This window comes from Vibrio sp. F13 (assembly GCF_020806305.2).
GTDB classification, from domain to species: Bacteria; Pseudomonadota; Gammaproteobacteria; order Enterobacterales; family Vibrionaceae; genus Vibrio; species Vibrio crassostreae_C.
The window spans coordinates 2,715,085-2,733,703 of sequence record NZ_CP170175.1 but is presented as its reverse complement, the minus strand read 5'-3'; the positions used below and the strand labels follow the sequence as shown (position 1 = coordinate 2,733,703).

The following is an 18,619-nucleotide window of genomic DNA, read 5'->3' as shown; positions in this document are numbered from 1 at the left end:
AGCTCTTTTTTTTCTTAACTATCTAACTAAAGCAACTAACAGCCGTCTGTGAAAACTTCCACTTGGTAGTCATCATTTGCTTCCATTGCGGCCGTGTATTTCACATAGCATTGGGTCTTCTCGATAGCGGTATTGAAGTCATTAGGAAGAACGTCCGACAAATATTCCGACCGGGTAATCAGCCACAGGTCTGGGTCACTCACTGAGCCATTATTATGCGCTGCCCATGTCCACTCAGTACTCAGGTCATGAAACCCTGAATCAATCGCTAAAAAGTTTTCCATTCCCCCTTTTTCAACCGCGGGGTAACCAAACTTCACTCGCCCATACTCAGGAATCAAATATGATTCTTGGTCTTCCATACCTTCCACGGCGGCTTTTTCAAACGCCAAATCAGCCGCAGTATGGACAGATGCTCCCAATCCTTCCATAACCGAAGCCCTAGCATCATGTTGTATGTTTAAAAACCTAGGTGCTGCGACAACCGCTAAAACACCAATAATGACGATAACAACAATCAACTCGATAAGAGTAAAACCTTTAAGGTTTGCTTTCATTTTCTAGCTCCAACTTTAAGACGCACGAAAGGTAAGGTTTTAAAGTCAGGCTTCTGTCATCAGAAACAAAAAAAGCGCCCTAAGGCGCTTCTTCGTTAATTATTCTCAAAAATGAGGCAGTTACGCTTTCTCAGCAAGGATAATGCGCAAAGTACGACGTAGTGGTTCTGCAGCACCCCAAAGTAATTGGTCACCGACAGTGAACGCGTTCAGGAAGTCGTTACCCATAGACATCTTACGCAGACGTCCTACTGGTACAGACATAGTGCCTGTTACTTTCGCTGGTGTTAGCTCCTGTGCCGTGATGTCACGGTCATTAGGAACCACTTTAACCCAATCATTGTGCGTCGCGATGATCTCTTCGATCTCGTCCATTGGCACGTCTTGCTTAAGCTTGATTGTTAGTGCTTGAGCATGACAACGCATTGCACCGATTCGTACACAAGTACCATCAATCGGGATTGGCTGACCATCTAGGCCAAGAATCTTGTTCGCTTCAACACCTGCTTTCCACTCTTCTTTACTCTGACCGTTTTCACGCTTCACATCGATCCAAGGGATTAGTGAGCCCGCAAGCGGAGCACCAAATTGGTCTGTTGGGAATGAAGATGAACGAATGGTATCAGCGACTTTTTTATCAATATCAAGGATGGAACTTGAAGGGTTTGCTAGTTCTGAACTTACGCTATCGTTGATCACACCCATTTGTGAGATCAGCTCACGCATGTTCTTAGCACCTGCACCAGAAGCCGCTTGGTAAGTCATGGCACTCATCCACTCGACCATACCTTTCTCGTAAAGGCCACCCAAAGCCATAAGCATTAAGCTCACAGTACAGTTACCACCAACGAACGTGTTGGTGCCGTTGTGAATGCCTTGCTGGATTTGAGCCAAGTTAACAGGATCAAGAGTGATGATTGAATCAGCGTCCATACGTAAGGTAGAAGCCGCATCAATCCAGTAACCTTTCCAACCTGCTTGACGCAATGCTGGGTATACTTTTGATGTGTAATCGCCGCCTTGACAGGTAATCACAGCATCAAGCTGTTTTAGGCTATCAATATCAAAGGCGTCTTGAAGTGGACCCGCATCTTTACCACCTAGAACAGGGGCAGGAATACCAATCTGAGATGTGCTGTAATAAACAGGCTCAATCAAGTCGAAGTCTTTCTCTTCAACCATACGTTGCATTAGTACAGAACCAACCATACCGCGCCAACCAACTAGACCTACTCTCATCGCTCACTCTCCATGTATAAATTAAAAATTGCTCTCCCCCATCTATAAGTTTTTCAGAAACAGAACTCAAGCGCTTTTTGTCAAAAAGTGTAACTTTTTCGTTTCTTTTAAGTGAACGTAATGAATCGTGCAGTTATCTCTGTATCGACATTCCATCTCCACCTCATTGATTAAGCGTCCATTATCGTCAAATTCAAACATTTACATCGCCAAAGTCGATTCAATCGACGCTCATCACAAACAGTAAATCCCTCTTTTAAACCAAGGTTAATCAGAGTTTTATTTTACAAAACGAAAACAACGTGCGACAGATTTCAACATGTAACAATCATGAATGTAACAAAAATTTAGATTATGAAACCACAATTGATTGAGTTAACAGTCAAATATCACAACTTGGGCGTATTTTTTCGATATAATAAACTAATTACTGTAGTGTCCGTTTTGCACCACACACTATAACGAAGCACTATAAATGCTCGAAATCACAAGAGGCTTTTATGAAGCAGAGTAAAACTCGCCTACCGAACCTATTGCAGGTATTCATCGCGTTAGGACTATTTCTATCCCTTGCTTTTTCCTTTACTGCAAAGCTTGACCTTCCAATTCAACTTGCCTTGTATATTGGCTGGTTCATTATCATGGTTCTTGGTATTCGTCTTGGACACCAATACAAAGACTTAGAAAAAGCAGCACTCAAAGGAATATCCAATGGCTTAGGCGCGGTTTTAATACTTTTAGCCGTTGGCGCTCTTGTTGGTACTTGGATCTCAGGCGGGATCGTACCTACTATCATTTACTATGGTCTGAAAGCTATCCACCCTTCTATCTTCCTTTTAGCGACCATGATCATCTGTTCTCTAACTGCATTGGCGACCGGTACTTCTTGGGGTGCTGCGGGTACAGCAGGTATCGCGATGATGGGTATCGGCCAAGGCCTAGGTGTTCCAGCACCGATTACTGCAGGTGCCGTGCTGTCAGGCTGTTACTTCGGTGACAAGATGTCTCCTCTTTCTGATTCAGTGATTCTGGCTTCTTCAATGTCTGGTGTTGAAGTGGTTGAACACATCAAGGGCATGCTTCCAGTTGCGTTAATCAGCTACGTGATTACAGGCATCATGTTTACTGCGTTTGGTTTCCACTACGCGGGCAACGTTGACATGAGCCAAGTAGACTCTGTAATCAAAGCAATGGAAGTTCAGTTCTACATCACGCCTTACTCATTCGTTCCGGTACTTATCGTGCTTGGTCTGTTGGCTTTCCGTATGCCTTCATTCCCGGTCATCAGTTTTGGTTCTCTGCTGGGTATTATCTGGGCAGTCATGATCCAAGATATCGACTTCCTAACGGCATTCAACACTGCTTGGGCACCGTTCTCAATCTCATCTGGCGTAGAGTTTATTGATTCGATTCTTAACCGTGGCGGCATGTCTTCAATGCTAGGTTCAGTTGCGGTTATCGTATTTGGTCTAGGTTTCGGTGGCTTACTGGATAAAGTGGGCGTACTAGAGACAATCGCTAAGGTGTTTGAGCGCCGCGTAAACAGCGCAGGCTCACTAGCGACGAGCACAATTGGTACGGCCTTCATGGGTAACGTGTTCGGTTCTGCAATGTACGTATCGTTAATCCTTACGCCAAAAATCTGTGCGAAAAACTACGACCGTTTAGGCTACAAGCGTAAGAACCTATCTCGTAATGCTGAGTTTGGTGGCACGCTAACGTCGGGTATGGTTCCCTGGAGTGATAACGGTATCTACATGGCGAGTATTCTTGGTGTTGCGACGCTGTCTTACGCACCCTTCATGTGGTTAAGCTTCATCTGTATCATCGTGACTATCGTGACATCTTACATGGGTTGGTTCGTTGATAAGTGTGAACCAACAGCACCAGCGTTTGAAGCTGAAGAAGCGACCGAGTTAAGCAAGCAACAAGCTTAAGTTCAGGAGCTAACGCTTTCGAACGTAACTCAAAACGTTAATGGATAAATGCAAAAAGAGCGCCCTAGAGCGCTCTTTTTTGATCTGCTGATTTACTTATTTATCTATTTCTTGGCGGTTCGTTTACCCAACCAGTAACCGATGCCTAACGGTGCAAAGAACACCACTAAGATAAACAAGATGAAGTAAATAATCACACCTTTGATTAACTCCATCAGTTTATCAATCGCCAGTACCACCACCTCTTGAGAGACACGATCAAGGTCTTGCGTGAACAGTTCTCTTTCTGAAGTCACAATGCCGGCAATCTCGATGCGCTCTTTCGCAATCATCTCTACCAGAGCTTCTCTCTCACGTGTCACCATTTTTTCTAATGCCACACGCTCTTCAGTGAGCATTGCTAATTTTTGGTCTGTCTTGTCGCTAAGATCGTTGAGTAGAGGCTGCATTTCTGTCGACATAATAGAAGCCAGTGTTTGCATGTACTCCGGGTTGTTCTCAATGAAGTCTTGCATGCTTTCTGATGTTTGACGAAGGCTTTCCAGCGTCATCGATAGGTCTTCACCCGTTAGTGAGCTATTTAATGCAACCAGCTCCGCCTTCCACGACATCAGTTTCGGTGTCTGGTCAGCCATAAGGCTTAAACGATCAGATGCGTCACTCATGGCTTCTGGCATGGTGCCTAAGCTCTGAACGATTTGCGATTCGTCTTTACCAAGGTAACTTAGCCATTCACGGTAAGCAGGTGTGCTTCTGAATGTGAGGTCTTTAAATGGGTGGCTAGCAGCAAACTGCGCAACGAACGCTTTGCTGTTTTTGAAATCACTCGAGCTCAATACACCCTTTGCCAGCTTCTCGGCTTCTTGATCAAGAAAACGAGCTGTCTCTACTGCATTATCCGTCACGAACAGATCCGCGCCATCGCCTTGGCTATAAAACTGATTCATTTGAGCAGTGAAAACCCACGAATCAATTAACGCAGACATAGGGGAAGTTTGGTAAGCCGCTTGTTGTAAACCCTGCTCTGCATGGATCTTCCAAAGCAACACATAAGATTGATGTAAGGTGTCATCAGCAGGGTAAGATTGCGCGATGAGATCGGCTGAGTCTTCTACTCGTGTAAAGAACATCTTGGCGTATTCACGCGTCATGATCCGAGCATTTAACTCTTGTTGAGTGAGAGGCGTCGTTTGACTATCTAACTTAACTTCTAAGAGAGAACAACCACTTAGCACAATGCTAAGCACCAACACCATCCAACTTCGACTCGAAACTCGTAACATATAAACCTCTGACAAAGACTAAGGGCGCGGATTGTATGAGCGCTTCGTCAGAGTATTGTCAAAAATCCTGTAAAAGTTAACGCTGACTGTCTAAATATTCATGAGCAGAATCCACAGAGGCTTTTATGGCCTTCTCTAATTCAGCTAAATCATGTTCACTGATCGCTCTGGACTGCTTCATTGTCATTTCAATACTTGCGGCAATGATGGCTAATCGAGACGCTTTAATACTGCCAGCCACACCTTTTAAGCTATGTACAATGCGAGCAGCGGTGGTTTCATCTTTGGTCAGCAAAGACTTAAACTTCTCGTAGTCACCTGCGTGGTCTTGTACAAACACACCAAGCAAGAGTTCGACAGACTCAGCGTCACCATCGAGCGTTTCTAACATGTCTTCAATATCAATCGCAGGCTTTGAATCTGTGACACTGGCAACGTGTTTCTCGACTACTGGTGCCTGCTCAGAGGCTTGCTGAATAGAGTCTTGTACAACGGGTTGGCTTGTAACGTTAACGCTCTGCATAGGTTGAGAGGCGGAAGACTGGCGCGTTGGCCTGTTCTCGGATACATAAGCGTCACTATCTGCTTGTTTCACTGCTGAGGAAACAACATCGCTATAAGAAGCGTCTTCCTTACTTGAATTAATTTCTAGTTCAGAGCTGAGTTCTTGGTCTGCTTCTTTCATCGTTTTTGTGGACCTAACGCCCCAAAACACTATCCCGCTCATCGCCACCAAGCTTAAGCCTAGCATCACCAACAATAGGTTGAATTGACGATCATGGAACTCAGCTTCGAGTTTTATGATCTGTTCATTTACTGAGTTTTTCTTAATCTTATCAACCAAATAGTTAAGCTGAGCGTAATCACTCAACAATGCTGACGCATCAGCCAGTAGTTGTTGGAGTGCATCTTGTTCTTCGTTTTCTAAGGAATAAGATTTTTCTAGAATGGAATCAAAGGCGCGATAAGTCGCTGACGAACTTTGATTTTCAGAATACATGGCTTCAAATACCACAACACCGAATTCGTTGAGGAGCGGTTTTAGCTGAGGGGAAAGCTCTTTATCAGCACGCAAGATCTTAATGTTATCAACGATGTCTTGAACTTGGCTTTCTATTGGAATGAACTCATCGAACTTTTCTAGGAACTGATCAGCTACGTACAACAGTTGGTTGACATCAGGACGAAACAAGGCGTGTTGGAAATCAGATTCAATCTGCAGTCGGATCGAATAAACCAACTGAGCATCGAGTGCGAGATCATTGATACGAGAGACTCGAAGCGGTTCTGAGAAATAAAGCGATTGCCTCAATTCGTTGACTCGAATACCGAGCTCTTCGATTTGAGCTAGAGAATTGGTGTAGGAACGGCTTAGATTAAGAAGAGCCAATGAAGGAAGTAACCACAGAGCCAAGAGCACAACCAAAAAGGTGGCTGGTTTTTTAAAGCGTTTGGGCTTTGCTACTGATTGTTCCATCTATATTCCTTGTGCGTGTTAACTTGAAGCCATGACCGTAGCTAAAAGATTAAGCACAAAATAAGCGACAACGTCCTGCTGCCGCTTTTATCCGTTAACTTCGGACTATGACTTATTGCGAGTCAGTTGGTCACGTAAGTTCGGTGGAGTGCCTTTAATCGTTAGCGTGTCTGTCTCCGGATCGTAAAAGATACGTTCGCCTAGAAGCAGACTATCAAAACTAACATTCAAACCGCCACCAGCACCAACAAATTTTGTTAGTTTACGCATAGTTGCGCGATCGGCTGGGAAGCTGTCTTCTAACTCGTAGCCTTGCTCACTAGTATAGTCAAAGAAGCTTGTGCCATCTGTGCTTGCTGGCAACTCACCAGAAAGTTCACGAACTTGTACTTCATCGCCCGCTTTAAGCTGCTCGTTACAGTAATCCGCAACCTGCTTTTTGTAGCTGATCGCTTCTTCTTTCTCTAATTTAGAGTCAGAAACGAAGTCTTCTACCGCTTGCATCAGTACTTGGTTCTGCTGTTTCGCATCCAAACCAACTTCAGCTTGTAAGAAATCTAAGAAGAAATCCGCGACTTTACGGCCAACACGTCCTTTAATGTAAGTTAAGTAACGGTTTGACTCTTTATCAGTCTCATAAGTTGAAAGGTCTAGACGAGCCGCGATATCCATTTTTGAGATATCAAGGTAGTCAGTCGCACTAATATCAAGCCCTTCAGTTACCTTTAGGCTTTGGTTTGAAGGCAATAAACCAATGAAAAGGTAATCTGTTGCAAGTGACTGATATTCAGCCATTACCAAGATACCTTCGTCAGCGAATGGGTACTTTGATAGTTCGTCTTTTAGACGTTGCGCACTCTTTTGAGAAAAATCGTAAAAGTTTGTCTCACCAGCACGAAGTTGATGCAACCACTGCTGGAATTCGCTGTCAGATTTGAAAGAACCAAACCCTTTGCCTGCTTTTGAATTAAAAACACGGTGAAGTTCAGCAACTAGGCTTTCAGATGAAGCATCGTTTTCTAGAGATTCAGCACGATAGTTAACAATCAGCTCATCCTGATCGTTCTTGCTCAGCTGGTGTAAAATTACGTTGGAAAGGTGAAGGCTCATAGTGAAAATATTACCGTTCAGGTTTCAGTTGTCGTGCATAGTAGGTTATCATAAGCCGCTTTTACTATCATTATTAGAGTCCTTATGCCGATTATATCTAAATACACAGATGATCAAGTTGAAAAAATCCTAGCTGAAGTAGGTGCTGTACTAACTAAGCACAAAGCTTCGCCAGAACTTTCACTGATGATCGCTGGAAATATCGCAACCAATGTCTTAAATCAGAATGTTGCTGCTTCACAACGCAAAGGAATTGCTGAAAAATTTGCCGAGGCTTTAATTTCTTCTCTTGAAGATAAAAAGTCTCACTAAATTTGATTGACGGATAAAAGAATTATAAATGGTAGACAGCGCAAACTCATATAGCGATCGTGTATCTCGACTGGTTGGTTGGGGTCACTGGTTTGCATTTTTCAACATCATTGCTGCGATGTTGATTGGTACTCGTTATATTACTCAATCTGCTTGGCCAGAAACCTTGCTAGGCCAATTCTATTTGGCTGCATCGTGGGTTGGTCATTTTGGCTTTTTAGTGTTCGCGCTCTATCTATTAGTGCTGTTCCCGCTCACTTTTATTCTTCCGTCGAGGAAGTTATTACGTTTGGTTGCCGTTATCTTCGCGACCATAGGTTTAACTGTCCTACTGATTGATACCCAAACGTATCAAAATATAAACCTCCACCTGACGCCTGTCGTGTGGGAGGTTTTATTCAGTGGAGAGGAATCTGCATTCACGTCTGATTTGCAGCACCTCTTCATTGTTATGCCGCTTATCTTCTTGCTGCAACTCGGTCTATCTGAGTGGGTTTGGCGTAAGCAGCGTAAACTGTCTCATAAACACATTGGCCGTCCGATTACTGCCGTCTTCTTCTTGTGTTTCATCAGCAGCCACTTGACCTACATGTGGGCTGATGCGTACTTCTATAACCCAATTACTAGCCAGAAAGCGAACTTCCCACTGTCTTACCCAATGACAGCGAAAAGCTTTATGGAAAAACATGGCCTATTAGACCGTGAAGAGTACCTTGAGCGTTTAGAAGCGAACAAAGAGAATGTAAACCTAGTTAGCTACCCGCTAGAAAAAATTCAATACAACCGCCGCAGTGATGATCTTAATATCCTGATGGTGAGTGTGAACAACCTTCGCTCTGACGCTCTTAATGCGACAGCGATGCCAAACAGCTATGCCTACGCACAACAGTCGATCAACTTCACCAACCACTACAGTTCAAGTAACGATATGTTTGGTATTTTTGGCTTGTTCTACGGCCTACCGAGCAGCTACGCAAGCAGCATTGAAGCTCAGGGGTCAAGCGCAGTATTGCTCGATGTTTTAGAGAATCACGATTACAAGTTCGCTGCTTTCAGTGGCGACAACTTTAGTGATGCACTGTACTCGGATATCATCTTCCGAGGCCGTGATGTGATGCCAGAGCAAGCAACTTATGATGACCAGAGTGCCATAAAAGCTTGGTCTAACTGGATTCAATCACCGCAAGCTAAACGCCCTTGGTTTAACTTTATTGAATTAACCACACTGGATAACTTCGCCAGCTACGATTCAAGTTCAGAGTCGGACTCTACGCTAACGACAGCAGAGCGTTTTGCAGCAGACTATCAAAAGTCGGCGACAGCGGCCGATGCTCAGCTAGCAACTATCTACGCTGAACTGGAACGCTTAGAGCTTGCCGATAACACGGTGGTTATCATTACCTCTAACCACGGTACTGAGTTTAACGAAACCAAAACCAACAGCTGGGGTGCAAACTCCAACTACAGTCGTTATCAGTTACAAGTACCACTGTTTATCAGCTGGCCTGGCAAGTCTGCTTCTGAATACACCCACCGTTCTAGTCATCTAGACGTGTCAGTAACACTGATGCAAGAGCTATTGGGTGTATCTTCGAACCCAACAGATTTCAGTAGTGGTCGCAGCCTGTTTAATGAACGTAACAGAAAGTGGATTCTCGCGGGCGACTCTCGTGAACTTGCTCTTGTTACTGACCAGCAAACAACGGTGTTGGATAAATTTGGTAACTACAAATTGTACGACCAAAATTACAAGCGCCTGAAAAACGTAAGCCCTCGCTTACCTGTGTTGATGCAAGGCCTGACAGAGCTACAGCGTTTCTACACAAAAAATGACTAAATAATCAGCAAACAGCAAAGGGAAGCCAATGGCTTCCCTTTTTATTGCCGTGAATGATTAGAAAACAAGCAACAAAACAAAATTATGAAAATTAAGGGTTTACAAGATCCTCCACCCCTTATATTATTCACGCCACTGGAGGGATGGCTGAGTGGTCGAAAGCACCGGTCTTGAAAACCGGCAACCGTTAATAGCGGTTCTAGGGTTCAAATCCCTATCCCTCCACCACTTTAAAGAAAGCCGCTGAGAAATCAGCGGCTTTTTTGCATCTGAAGCTTTTTAAAATATAAAGCTCATCTAACAAAACTCTCTACAGTCCCAGTTTCAAACCCATTCACTTTATACCTAGTTTTAAATTCCAATCTCACCGTTCTAAACTAAAAGTTCATGCGCCTAAGCCACTCCCCTCATAACTTTACCTGCAAGCCAATTAGATACTTTCTTTTTTAATAGCACAGAAACACTTCACGTATAACAAAAGTTGGGAATACTTGGCTTATTGAATATTAGATTTTGTCGGCTTCTTAATAAACCGAACAATAAATAATCATTCAGAACAAAAATACCAAAAAGCGTTCATAAAAAAAGCAGTCAGTTAATAAGGGTATTTACAAGCGAAAGCCACCCTTATATTATACGCGCCACTGGAGGGATGGCTGAGTGGTCGAAAGCACCGGTCTTGAAAACCGGCAACCGTTAATAGCGGTTCTAGGGTTCAAATCCCTATCCCTCCACCACTTTAAAGAAAGCCGCTGAGAAATCAGCGGCTTTTTTGTATCTGGCGTTTGCGTAAAGAACTTACGTATTTTCCACTACGCCACCTTTCGGCTCACTTCAAAACGCCCAATCAATTGGTCTAAACGGCTCAATGCATTGCCCATCAAGGACACTCGACGTGCGAGTTGCTTAGTAGACAGTTGTAAGTCAGATATTGAACGTTGGGCTTTATCTGCCGTTTGTCCATTTTTCTGACTGTTTTCATCTAAGTTAGACATCGTGGTAAAGAGGTCACTCACCGCTGATTGAATTTGCTCACTGCGAGCATTTGAGTCGACTGTTAAGTTTCCTTTACTCACATTCTCGACACCTCGCTCCATGGACTCAACAGCACTGCGAGACTTACTATGCAGCTCTTTCATTAGGTCACTAATATGGTTAGCAGCTTGTGAAGTTCGGTCAGCCAGAGTTCTTACTTCAGAAGCGACGACAGAGAACCCTCTCCCGTGTTCACCTGCTCTTGCCGACTCAATGGCCGCATTCAAGGCCAAAAGGTTAGTCTGCGCGGTAATGTCAGTAATGATATCTATAATGTCAGACACCTTAGTCATTTCATTATTCACCTCATTCACGCTATGCGCCGAGCTTTCTACGATATTGCGAACAATCTCCATGCCTTCGACGGACTGATTGTACTCCTTCTCTGCGCTCAGGACGGCTTGTTTCATCACCGTGTCCATTTGCGTTGCTGAGACACTCGCATGAGTAATTTCGCTCTGTTGATACTGACTCAACTGAAGCATATTGCTTAACGCTTGTGATGCATCATCACTGGTTTGCTTCATCACGACACTGCGACGAAACATCGATTCCGAAACCTCTCTAACTTCGTGACTCGCATGGATCAACTCACTCACCGTGTTATCTAAATTGTCGATAAAACTGTTAGTCCAGCGCCCTAAGTTGCCAAGTTCATTATGACTGAATGTGGTGGGATCAAGTCTCCGACTTAAGTTGCCATCACCTTCAGCTAAGGTCTGCATTACCCCGGTCATTTCATGAATCTTCTTCGCTAGTGGTTTGGCGCTAACTAAACGGAATAAGCCCAATGAAAGCAACGCGCAAGCGAACATAATGCCACTCTGCATAAAAGGTGTGAGTGTATAAAGGTTGGCAAACAGTAATGGAACAAATAGAGGCAGTAGCATGCAGCTGATAAAGTGCTTAGATAAGGTATAACTTAGACTTCGGTCTCTGTAGACCTCTTCTAAATCGGACTCACACATCATGCCAAAGGTATCTGGTGAACCATCCAATTGAAAAGTGATACCTTTGCCAATAACGGGTATGTGGCGATAGTCAGAATACCCCGGATAACCAATAAACAAGTTATTGCCATTTTTAATGGTTTCTCTTACGCCTGGGTGAAGCTGATTAGTGGCTGGGTCTGTAAAGCGAATCTCAAATTCGGTGTGGTGCTGGATCTTAACCGTTCCCCAATCAGTATGAACCCCTTGCTTTAAGTTCTCGCCGTGTGAAAAGGTATTATCTTCAAAGCGAGAACGAGAGAGCGCAACACCCGGCTGAGTATGAGGATCATGAATGGAGTCGACCATAAAGATATAGTTATCACCCGACTCGCTATAAATATGCCCCGCTTCTCTTTGAATAATGTCACCAATAACATCATTTGGAACACGACCACATAGGAATTGCGGCGCCCCTTCATCCCGAGAAAAGGGGACATAAAACATCAGCGTTACTTGGTCATGAAACGATGAACTCGAAGCCCCTACGTTCAACGTGCGCTGATCCATATACGGCCCATGCAGATAACGCTTTGAAGCCCCTTCAACTAAAGCCTTCTTGTCTCCAAGGTTAACCCCTACATGCTCCTGATAACTCGATGCTTGTGCTATCCCCTTAGCATCGACGATCGCCAACTCAGAAAAATCCGTACTGCGTTTAAGAAGGCTAGATAACGTCCCCTGTGCTTGCTCTTCCGTTCGACTTGCCAAATAAACAGCAGAGTCTTCTAAAAAGTCCCATTGATTCTTGACCCAGTTATGCAGAAGTTGAACTCGCGTGTGAGCAATACTTTCAAAAGCTTGTTCAAGCTCCTCCGTCCTACTTCGATTGAGGAAACAAGCTCTGCGCATAGCCAGTTTTCCTGTTGCGCCAAACCAATTAAGCCAACTACGTTCCTTGTCCGTCAGGTTCATTTTATCCCTTGTGTTTTTATAGACACATGGGTCAAGCAATTTACAGACCACAATTAACCACACAAATACGTAACTAATTAATAAAAAAGTACTTTATATGAGTCACAATGGTGCAAGCGTGTCTTTTATGGTGCAAAAGGCGCTTATTTCACACCATCATTTCAATGAACTATCAGCCGCTAATTTGAGAGGTTAACCGTGAACATGATAGGCCGCTTTTAACAGCTGCATGTGAATCGGCACCAGATCTTGGTGTTTAGTGCGGTACCCGCCACCGACTACGCAAGCCATCGGAATAGACTCAGATTTCGCTAATTCAATCATGAAACAGTCGCGCTCAAATATCCCTTGTGTCGAGACATTCAAATAACCCAGTTCATCGTCTTGATGAATATCTATCCCCGCATCATAAATAATCAGATCAGGTTGATGGTGAGCAATCGCTAACTTAGTGACTTGTTCAAAACAACGTAGGAACTCTTCATCTTCTGTTTCACGACTTAATGGCACATCTAAATCGGATAGCGGCTTTCGTGCAGGGAAGTTTTTATCGCAGTGGAACGACAGAGTAATGATGTCGTCGTTGTCTTGGCAAAGAGTTGCTGTGCCATCACCATGATGAACGTCGCTATCAACGATCAGCACTTTATCGATATGTTCAAAGGTCAGCGCGTGTTTTGCCGCTAAAACCAAATCGTTCAACAAACAAAAGCCACTTCCAAAATCATGATGCGCATGATGATAACCACCACTCAAATGAATCGCTAAACCAGTCTCTATTGCCATTTCAGCGGCCAAGCAGGTTCCACCACTTGAGTAGAGTGTTCTTTCGATAAGTTGCTCGCTCCACGGGAAACCGATACGTCTCATCTTTGCTGCAGGTAACTTACCAGACACGAGCAAATCAACATATTCGCTATCATGTACCTGTTTTACTTGCTCAACCGAAACCGGCGTTGGTTGGCACACTTCAAACTTGCACTTCCATCGAGGTTCGCTATTCATCAGCGCCTCAACAGCACTATGCAACAACTGATATTTGTTGATTGGGTAGCGATGACCTTCTGGTAAAGGTAACTGTGAATAGATTGGGTGGTAAATTAAAGGAATCATAATCAGGCTAATTGCGTATCTTTCTCAAAATCATAACAGCCTCAAACTTGGCGACAACCTTAATTAATGATAATGGTTATCATTGTTATTAATTATAAAGTAGAGACCATAATGAAAAACGTAATACTCATCTTTGGGGTGATCTGCGGCTCAGCGGCAGCAGTAATGATTTTTGTAGGAATGCTAATGGCCAGTTGGTGGAGCGTTGATTTTCTCGTGTTAAGCCATCAAACTTAACTAATTGAACTGAAAAGGAATCACCATGAGCGTTATTTTTATTACTGGAGCGAACCGCGGCATTGGCTTAAGCCTGACTCGACAATACTTGGAAAGTAATCACAAGGTGTACGCGACTTATCGTGATGACAATTCAGCAAAAGAACTGCTCTCACTCGCAGACCACAACACCAACCTTACCTGTATTCAATTAGAGATAACCGATTACCAAGCAGTAAGCCAACTCCCTTCGCAAATAAAGTCGATTGATATCTTGATCAACAACGCTGGCTACTATGGCCCTAAAGGCTACGGGCTGGGTAATACCGATGTTGAAGAGTGGCGTCGTGTATTCGAAGTCAACACCATCGCTCCACTAAAGCTTGTCGAAACGCTATTGCCTTTACTCAAAGACAGCGATATCAAAAAGGTCGCTTGTTTATCCTCTAGAGTCGGCAGTATGTCAGAGAACACCTCAGGCGGCGGTTACATCTATCGCTCCTCTAAAGCCGCTCTAAACTCCGTGGTGAAGAGCCTAAGCAACGACTTAACCGATGATGGCTTTACGGTGTTAGCACTGCATCCAGGTTGGGTGCAGACTGAAATGGGTGGCCCTAATGCTCTGATCGACACCGACACTTCAGCTTCCGGCCTGATTGAAGTCATCGAGTCAGCGAATACCGAAGTGAGTGGTCACTTCTTCAATTTCGATGGCAGCGAAATTGACTGGTAATCCACAGATGAATGCAGGGCATCTCTCAAACCTAGTTAAGCACTCAACGCTGTTTTGTCTAACAGTGATGCTAGCTGGCTGTTTCAGTGATGGCCCCGGCGACTTGTTCGACGACTATCAAACAAAGATAGCCAGAGTACAAGATGCTGACGAGATAATAGAGGAATGGGAATTTGAAAGCCTACCGAGAAAACGAGAACTGCTGCTTGACGTGCCCTCACTCTCTATCGGCCTCATCGACAGCTACCAGCTTCGTCAGTGTGGATTGTTCAATCTGATTGCAGAAAGAAATTCGGTTCTGGGCAAGGTCGCGGATGAGTTTCGTAATTACGATTATCAAGTCGCGCTACTTGAAGGCGTGGGCAAATGTTTATCCAGTAATGAATTAGACCCAGAGATCGTAGAATTACTAAGAGAAATTGAGCAACAGAAACTCGCACAGTTTCCACTGCATCAATGGAATCTCATCTATGCCAGCGATGCTATGCAGTCACAAATGCGGGGTAGTCAGTGGTTACGCGCTGATATAGGCGATCAGGTACGACAAACCAGTGATGCGTTAGAACACATCAATCAAGCGTTAAACACATCGCTCGTTTCCGGCAAAACCACTGAGGTTCAAGAAGTACTAGAGAAGAGTTCAACGCTCGGAGATTTATACTATTCGCTGGCTCGTGCTTCGGCAGAGCTAGATACCATTACTAAGCAACTCACTACTTTTGATGGCAACATCATCTGCGGCAAGCAGCGAGACACCACTAAGTTTCGTTATCTCAACAATGTATTCGAGCAACAATACATAGGCAAGGTTCAGCCCTACATGGCGCAGCTGGATGGCTACTATCAGCAATTAGCCCCGCAACTAGGAATGTTTGACGCGCAACCTGAACTGCACAGTTATTACTTTCCCATTCAAGATGCACATCAAGCTTTTCGAGCATCAACTCGTCGCCATGTCGACTATTGGCAGCAGCTGTTTAAACGTTGTGGCCGTAAAGTCGGACGTTAATCCTAACCTCAATAAATCTTAGCTTTTAGTGCCCTTCTTAGCGGAAGTACCTTTCTTAGCATACGTACCTGTCTTGGCATAAGACTTCTTCGCACCACCGCCTTTACGGCGTTTAAAAGCTGGTCTTTCGACTTTAGGAAGATGACGTAGAGACTCAGGAACTTCGCCGGTTTTTACCTTGCCCATCAAACCATCAATCTTGCTTTCTAACGCTTGCATGAAAGGCTGATAAGCTTGATTTCGTTCTGCCATGCCTTGCAGCTGGTGCTCCCAGTGTGCCGTCATGTCTGGGAAGGTAGAGTCCTCAGGTAAAGCATGAATCAAGCCTCTGCCCGCAGGGCTACTATGAATACTCTTACCTTGGCGCGTTAGCAGTTGTCTTTTGAAAAGGGTATCTAGAATGCCTGCACGGGTTGCTTCAGTACCAAGGCCATCGGTCTCTTTCAAAATGGCTTTGAGGTCTTTGTTAGCAACAAAACGCGCGATACCTGTCATCGCTTGAAGCAACGTCGCTTCCGTGAAGTGCTTTGGTGGTTCCGTTTTCTTATCACCAATCACGCCTTCACGACACGTCAACACGGTTCCTTTCTCCAACGGTGGAACCGTATCCGTGCCATCGCCTTTCTCTTCGGTGTCTGTTTTGCCCATCAACACCTTCCAGCCGGGGTTGATAAGCTGACGTCCTTTCGCAATGAACACGCCACCAGCTATATCAAAGACCAGCTTAGCATCGGCAAAAACGGCAGGTGGGTAGAACTGCATTAGATACTGGCGAGCGATTTGCTGATAGATTTTCATCTCGTTGGCAGACAGGCCGTTCACCGATGATTTCTTCGGTGTTGGAATTATTGCGTGGTGAGCATCGACCTTACTGTCGTTCCATGCTTTGGATTTAAGAGAAAGATCCGCACCTTGAGCACCACTTTGCAGCTCTTTGGCATTGTTAGCGATAGCGTCTACGATCGACTCTCGCTGTGAGTAGTGCTCTTTAGGCAAATAGCGGCTATCAGAACGTGGGTAAGTGATGAGTTTGTGTTTCTCGTACAATGACTGACACGTGTCTAACACCTGCTGAGCACTCATACCAAAACGCTTAGACGCATCAATCTGCAAAGCTGACAGCGAGTAAGGCAGTGGCGCAGCTTGTTTACTTTGCTTTTGCTCTGATTCCGTCACCGTCGCGGGTTGATTCGCAATTCGGTTAGCCACATTCTCAACCAGCTTTCGATTGAGCACGCGCCCTTCTTCATCTTGCCATGGTTTACATGCTTCGCTTGGCTTCCAACGCGCACGAATATCAAAGCTCTGGCCGTGATTTTGATAAGGGATCAAAGCGTGCAAAGTGAAGTAATCTTTCGGAATAAAGTTTTCGATCTCTTCATCGCGCCTTACCACCAAACCAAGTACAGGCGTTTGTACTCGCCCGACCGACAACACACCTTGGTAGCCAGCCTTTTGACCGAGTAAGGTATAAGCACGAGTCATGTTCATGCCATACAGCCAATCGGCTCTAGAGCGCGCTAATGCGGAAATAGAAAGCGGAATAAAGTCACGGTTGCTGCGCATTTGAGAAAGTGCACGTTTTACGGCAGGTAAGTTCAAGTCGCTGATCAGTAGCCTGTCCATCGACTCTTTCTTAGCCTTAGAGACTTTGCAGTAATCAATCACTTCATCAACCAGCAACTGCCCTTCTCTATCCGGGTCTCCGGCGTGAACAATTTGAGTGGCGTCCTTCAATAGCTTTCGGATCACCGTGAGCTGTTTGCTTGACGTCTTACGAGGTCTTAGTTGCCATTGCTCTGGCAGAATAGGAAGATCGGCTAAATTCCACTTCTTATAACGATCATCATAAGCATCTGGCTCAACCTGCTCCAATAAGTGTCCAATACACCAAGTCACCACATCCCCATTGCCACATTTGATAAACCCTTGGTCTTTCTTTTGTGGATTAGGTAGTGCAGCGGCGATCGCGCGGCCGAGGCTTGGTTTTTCAGCAATAATAAGGCGAGACATGTTTTTCCAGATGCTACAAACAATTAGAGCCACATTATCTAATGTGGCTCTAATAAATCAAGAAAAACTGGTTGTTTATACAGTTAGCATTCCACTATTCAAGCTTCAGCTTTCTTTATAAAAACTCAACGAACTTAGAGAAGTCGCGCTCTGGCACTTTCATTGGTGTACAGCCTGGAGTGCCTAGGTATAGGAAGCCAACAATTTCATCGTCGCCTTCTAGGCCAAATGCTTGGTGTACTTCTGGGTGGAACATCCATTTACCTGAGCGCCAAAAGCCTTGGAAACCTTGTGCGACTGCGGCCATTTGCATCGCCTGTGCAGCACAACCCGCAGACAGATGTTGTTCGATAGCAGGCACTTTCTCGTGCTCAGTTACTTTGGCAATCACAGTAATCACCATCGGAGCTCGGAACGGCGCTTTTTTTACTTTCTCGATAACCGCTTCTTCGCTGTCATCCGCTTCAGCGGCGCGCACCAAGATGTCTGAAAGCTTTTGTAGGCCTGAACCTTGCGCGATAACAAAGCGCCATGGTGTTAGTGCACCGTGGTCTGGAGCACGCAGCCCTGCTTTGATGATGTTTTCTAACGCCACACCTTCAGGTGCCGGATCAGAGAGTTTTGCGATTGAGCGTCTGTTGAGCAATAGATCCAAAGCATCCATTTGAAGTCCTTACTATTTCTTTATTATTTGTATACTTGAACTTTAGCACAGAATACAAACGATAATAAATCTCAACGGCTGTCCATTTAGGCTAGATTAGAAACAATAAAGGCTCCTAAATCTATGACTTAGGAGCCTTGTTCAAAATCTAACTCAGCAAATTAAGTAACAATATCTACT

14 protein-coding genes and 2 tRNA genes are annotated in these 18,619 nt (G+C 44.6%); 7 read left to right on the top strand and 9 right to left on the bottom strand.

Annotated features, from left to right (window positions below; translation table 11 throughout):
* Positions 1–35: 35 nt before the first annotated feature.
* Entirely contained in the window at positions 36–557 is a 522-nt protein-coding gene (locus LMH68_RS12700; RefSeq protein WP_229647112.1) for a prepilin-type N-terminal cleavage/methylation domain-containing protein, read from the bottom strand.
* A 120-nt stretch (positions 558–677) separates the two neighbouring features.
* Positions 678–1,796, bottom strand: a complete 1,119-nt coding sequence (asd, locus tag LMH68_RS12695; protein ID WP_229647113.1) for an aspartate-semialdehyde dehydrogenase — start codon at positions 1,794–1,796, stop codon at positions 678–680.
* Between the two features lie 500 nt (positions 1,797–2,296).
* Here asd and nhaC point away from each other — a divergent pair, with 500 nt between their 5' ends.
* Positions 2,297–3,733, top strand: a complete 1,437-nt coding sequence (nhaC, locus tag LMH68_RS12690; RefSeq protein ID WP_017063453.1) for a Na+/H+ antiporter NhaC — start codon at positions 2,297–2,299, stop codon at positions 3,731–3,733.
* Between the two features lie 104 nt (positions 3,734–3,837).
* Here nhaC and LMH68_RS12685 read toward each other — a convergent pair whose 3' ends face one another.
* The 3 genes from LMH68_RS12685 to yejK form a co-directional block, all read right to left on the bottom strand.
* On the bottom strand, positions 3,838–5,016 hold the full coding sequence (locus tag LMH68_RS12685) for a chemotaxis protein (RefSeq protein WP_229647114.1): 1,179 nt from the start codon (positions 5,014–5,016) through the stop codon (positions 3,838–3,840).
* Between the two features lie 76 nt (positions 5,017–5,092).
* Positions 5,093–6,493, bottom strand: a complete 1,401-nt coding sequence (locus LMH68_RS12680; RefSeq protein WP_229647115.1) for an Hpt domain-containing protein — start codon at positions 6,491–6,493, stop codon at positions 5,093–5,095.
* Positions 6,494–6,598: 105 nt separating this feature from the next.
* Positions 6,599–7,603, bottom strand: coding sequence for a nucleoid-associated protein YejK (yejK, locus tag LMH68_RS12675; protein WP_017061190.1), 1,005 nt, complete (start codon positions 7,601–7,603; stop codon positions 6,599–6,601).
* A gap of 84 nt (positions 7,604–7,687) precedes the next feature.
* Here yejK and LMH68_RS12670 point away from each other — a divergent pair, with 84 nt between their 5' ends.
* From LMH68_RS12670 to LMH68_RS12655, 4 genes are all read left to right on the top strand, one after another.
* The gene (locus LMH68_RS12670; RefSeq protein ID WP_004734063.1) at positions 7,688–7,915 is read left to right on the top strand and encodes a YejL family protein; all 228 of its coding nucleotides are present in this window, start codon (positions 7,688–7,690) and stop codon (positions 7,913–7,915) included.
* Positions 7,916–7,943: 28 nt separating this feature from the next.
* Positions 7,944–9,752, top strand: a complete 1,809-nt coding sequence (locus LMH68_RS12665) for a DUF3413 domain-containing protein (protein WP_017065981.1) — start codon at positions 7,944–7,946, stop codon at positions 9,750–9,752.
* Between the two features lie 137 nt (positions 9,753–9,889).
* Positions 9,890–9,980, top strand: a tRNA-Ser gene (locus LMH68_RS12660).
* A gap of 418 nt (positions 9,981–10,398) precedes the next feature.
* Positions 10,399–10,489 (top strand) — tRNA-Ser (locus LMH68_RS12655).
* 75 nt (positions 10,490–10,564) lie between these two features.
* Here the strand turns inward: LMH68_RS12655 and LMH68_RS12650 are convergent.
* Complete coding sequence (locus tag LMH68_RS12650; protein WP_229647116.1) at positions 10,565–12,691, bottom strand: methyl-accepting chemotaxis protein; 2,127 nt, start codon at positions 12,689–12,691, stop codon at positions 10,565–10,567.
* Between the two features lie 192 nt (positions 12,692–12,883).
* Positions 12,884–13,804: a histone deacetylase gene (locus LMH68_RS12645; RefSeq protein WP_136973525.1), complete on the bottom strand. Its 921-nt coding sequence runs from the start codon at positions 13,802–13,804 to the stop codon at positions 12,884–12,886.
* Positions 13,805–14,066: 262 nt separating this feature from the next.
* Between LMH68_RS12645 and LMH68_RS12640 the strand changes: the two genes are divergently transcribed.
* Both LMH68_RS12640 and LMH68_RS12635 read left to right on the top strand, forming a co-directional pair.
* Positions 14,067–14,753, top strand: a complete 687-nt coding sequence (locus tag LMH68_RS12640) for an SDR family oxidoreductase (RefSeq protein WP_017063446.1) — start codon at positions 14,067–14,069, stop codon at positions 14,751–14,753.
* Positions 14,731–15,762 carry a DUF3080 domain-containing protein gene (locus LMH68_RS12635; RefSeq protein ID WP_229647117.1) on the top strand — a complete coding sequence of 344 codons (1,032 nt, stop codon included), beginning with the start codon at positions 14,731–14,733 and terminating at the stop codon, positions 15,760–15,762. The genes LMH68_RS12640 and LMH68_RS12635 overlap by 23 nt, the downstream gene beginning before the upstream one ends.
* Before the next feature lie 18 nt (positions 15,763–15,780).
* Here the strand turns inward: LMH68_RS12635 and LMH68_RS12630 are convergent, their stop codons facing one another.
* The gene (locus LMH68_RS12630; RefSeq protein WP_229647118.1) at positions 15,781–17,775 is read right to left on the bottom strand and encodes a DNA topoisomerase III; all 1,995 of its coding nucleotides are present in this window, start codon (positions 17,773–17,775) and stop codon (positions 15,781–15,783) included.
* 115 nt (positions 17,776–17,890) lie between these two features.
* On the bottom strand, positions 17,891–18,439 hold the full coding sequence (locus LMH68_RS12625) for an NAD(P)H nitroreductase (RefSeq protein ID WP_017059376.1): 549 nt from the start codon (positions 18,437–18,439) through the stop codon (positions 17,891–17,893).
* Positions 18,440–18,619: the final 180 nt, after the last annotated feature.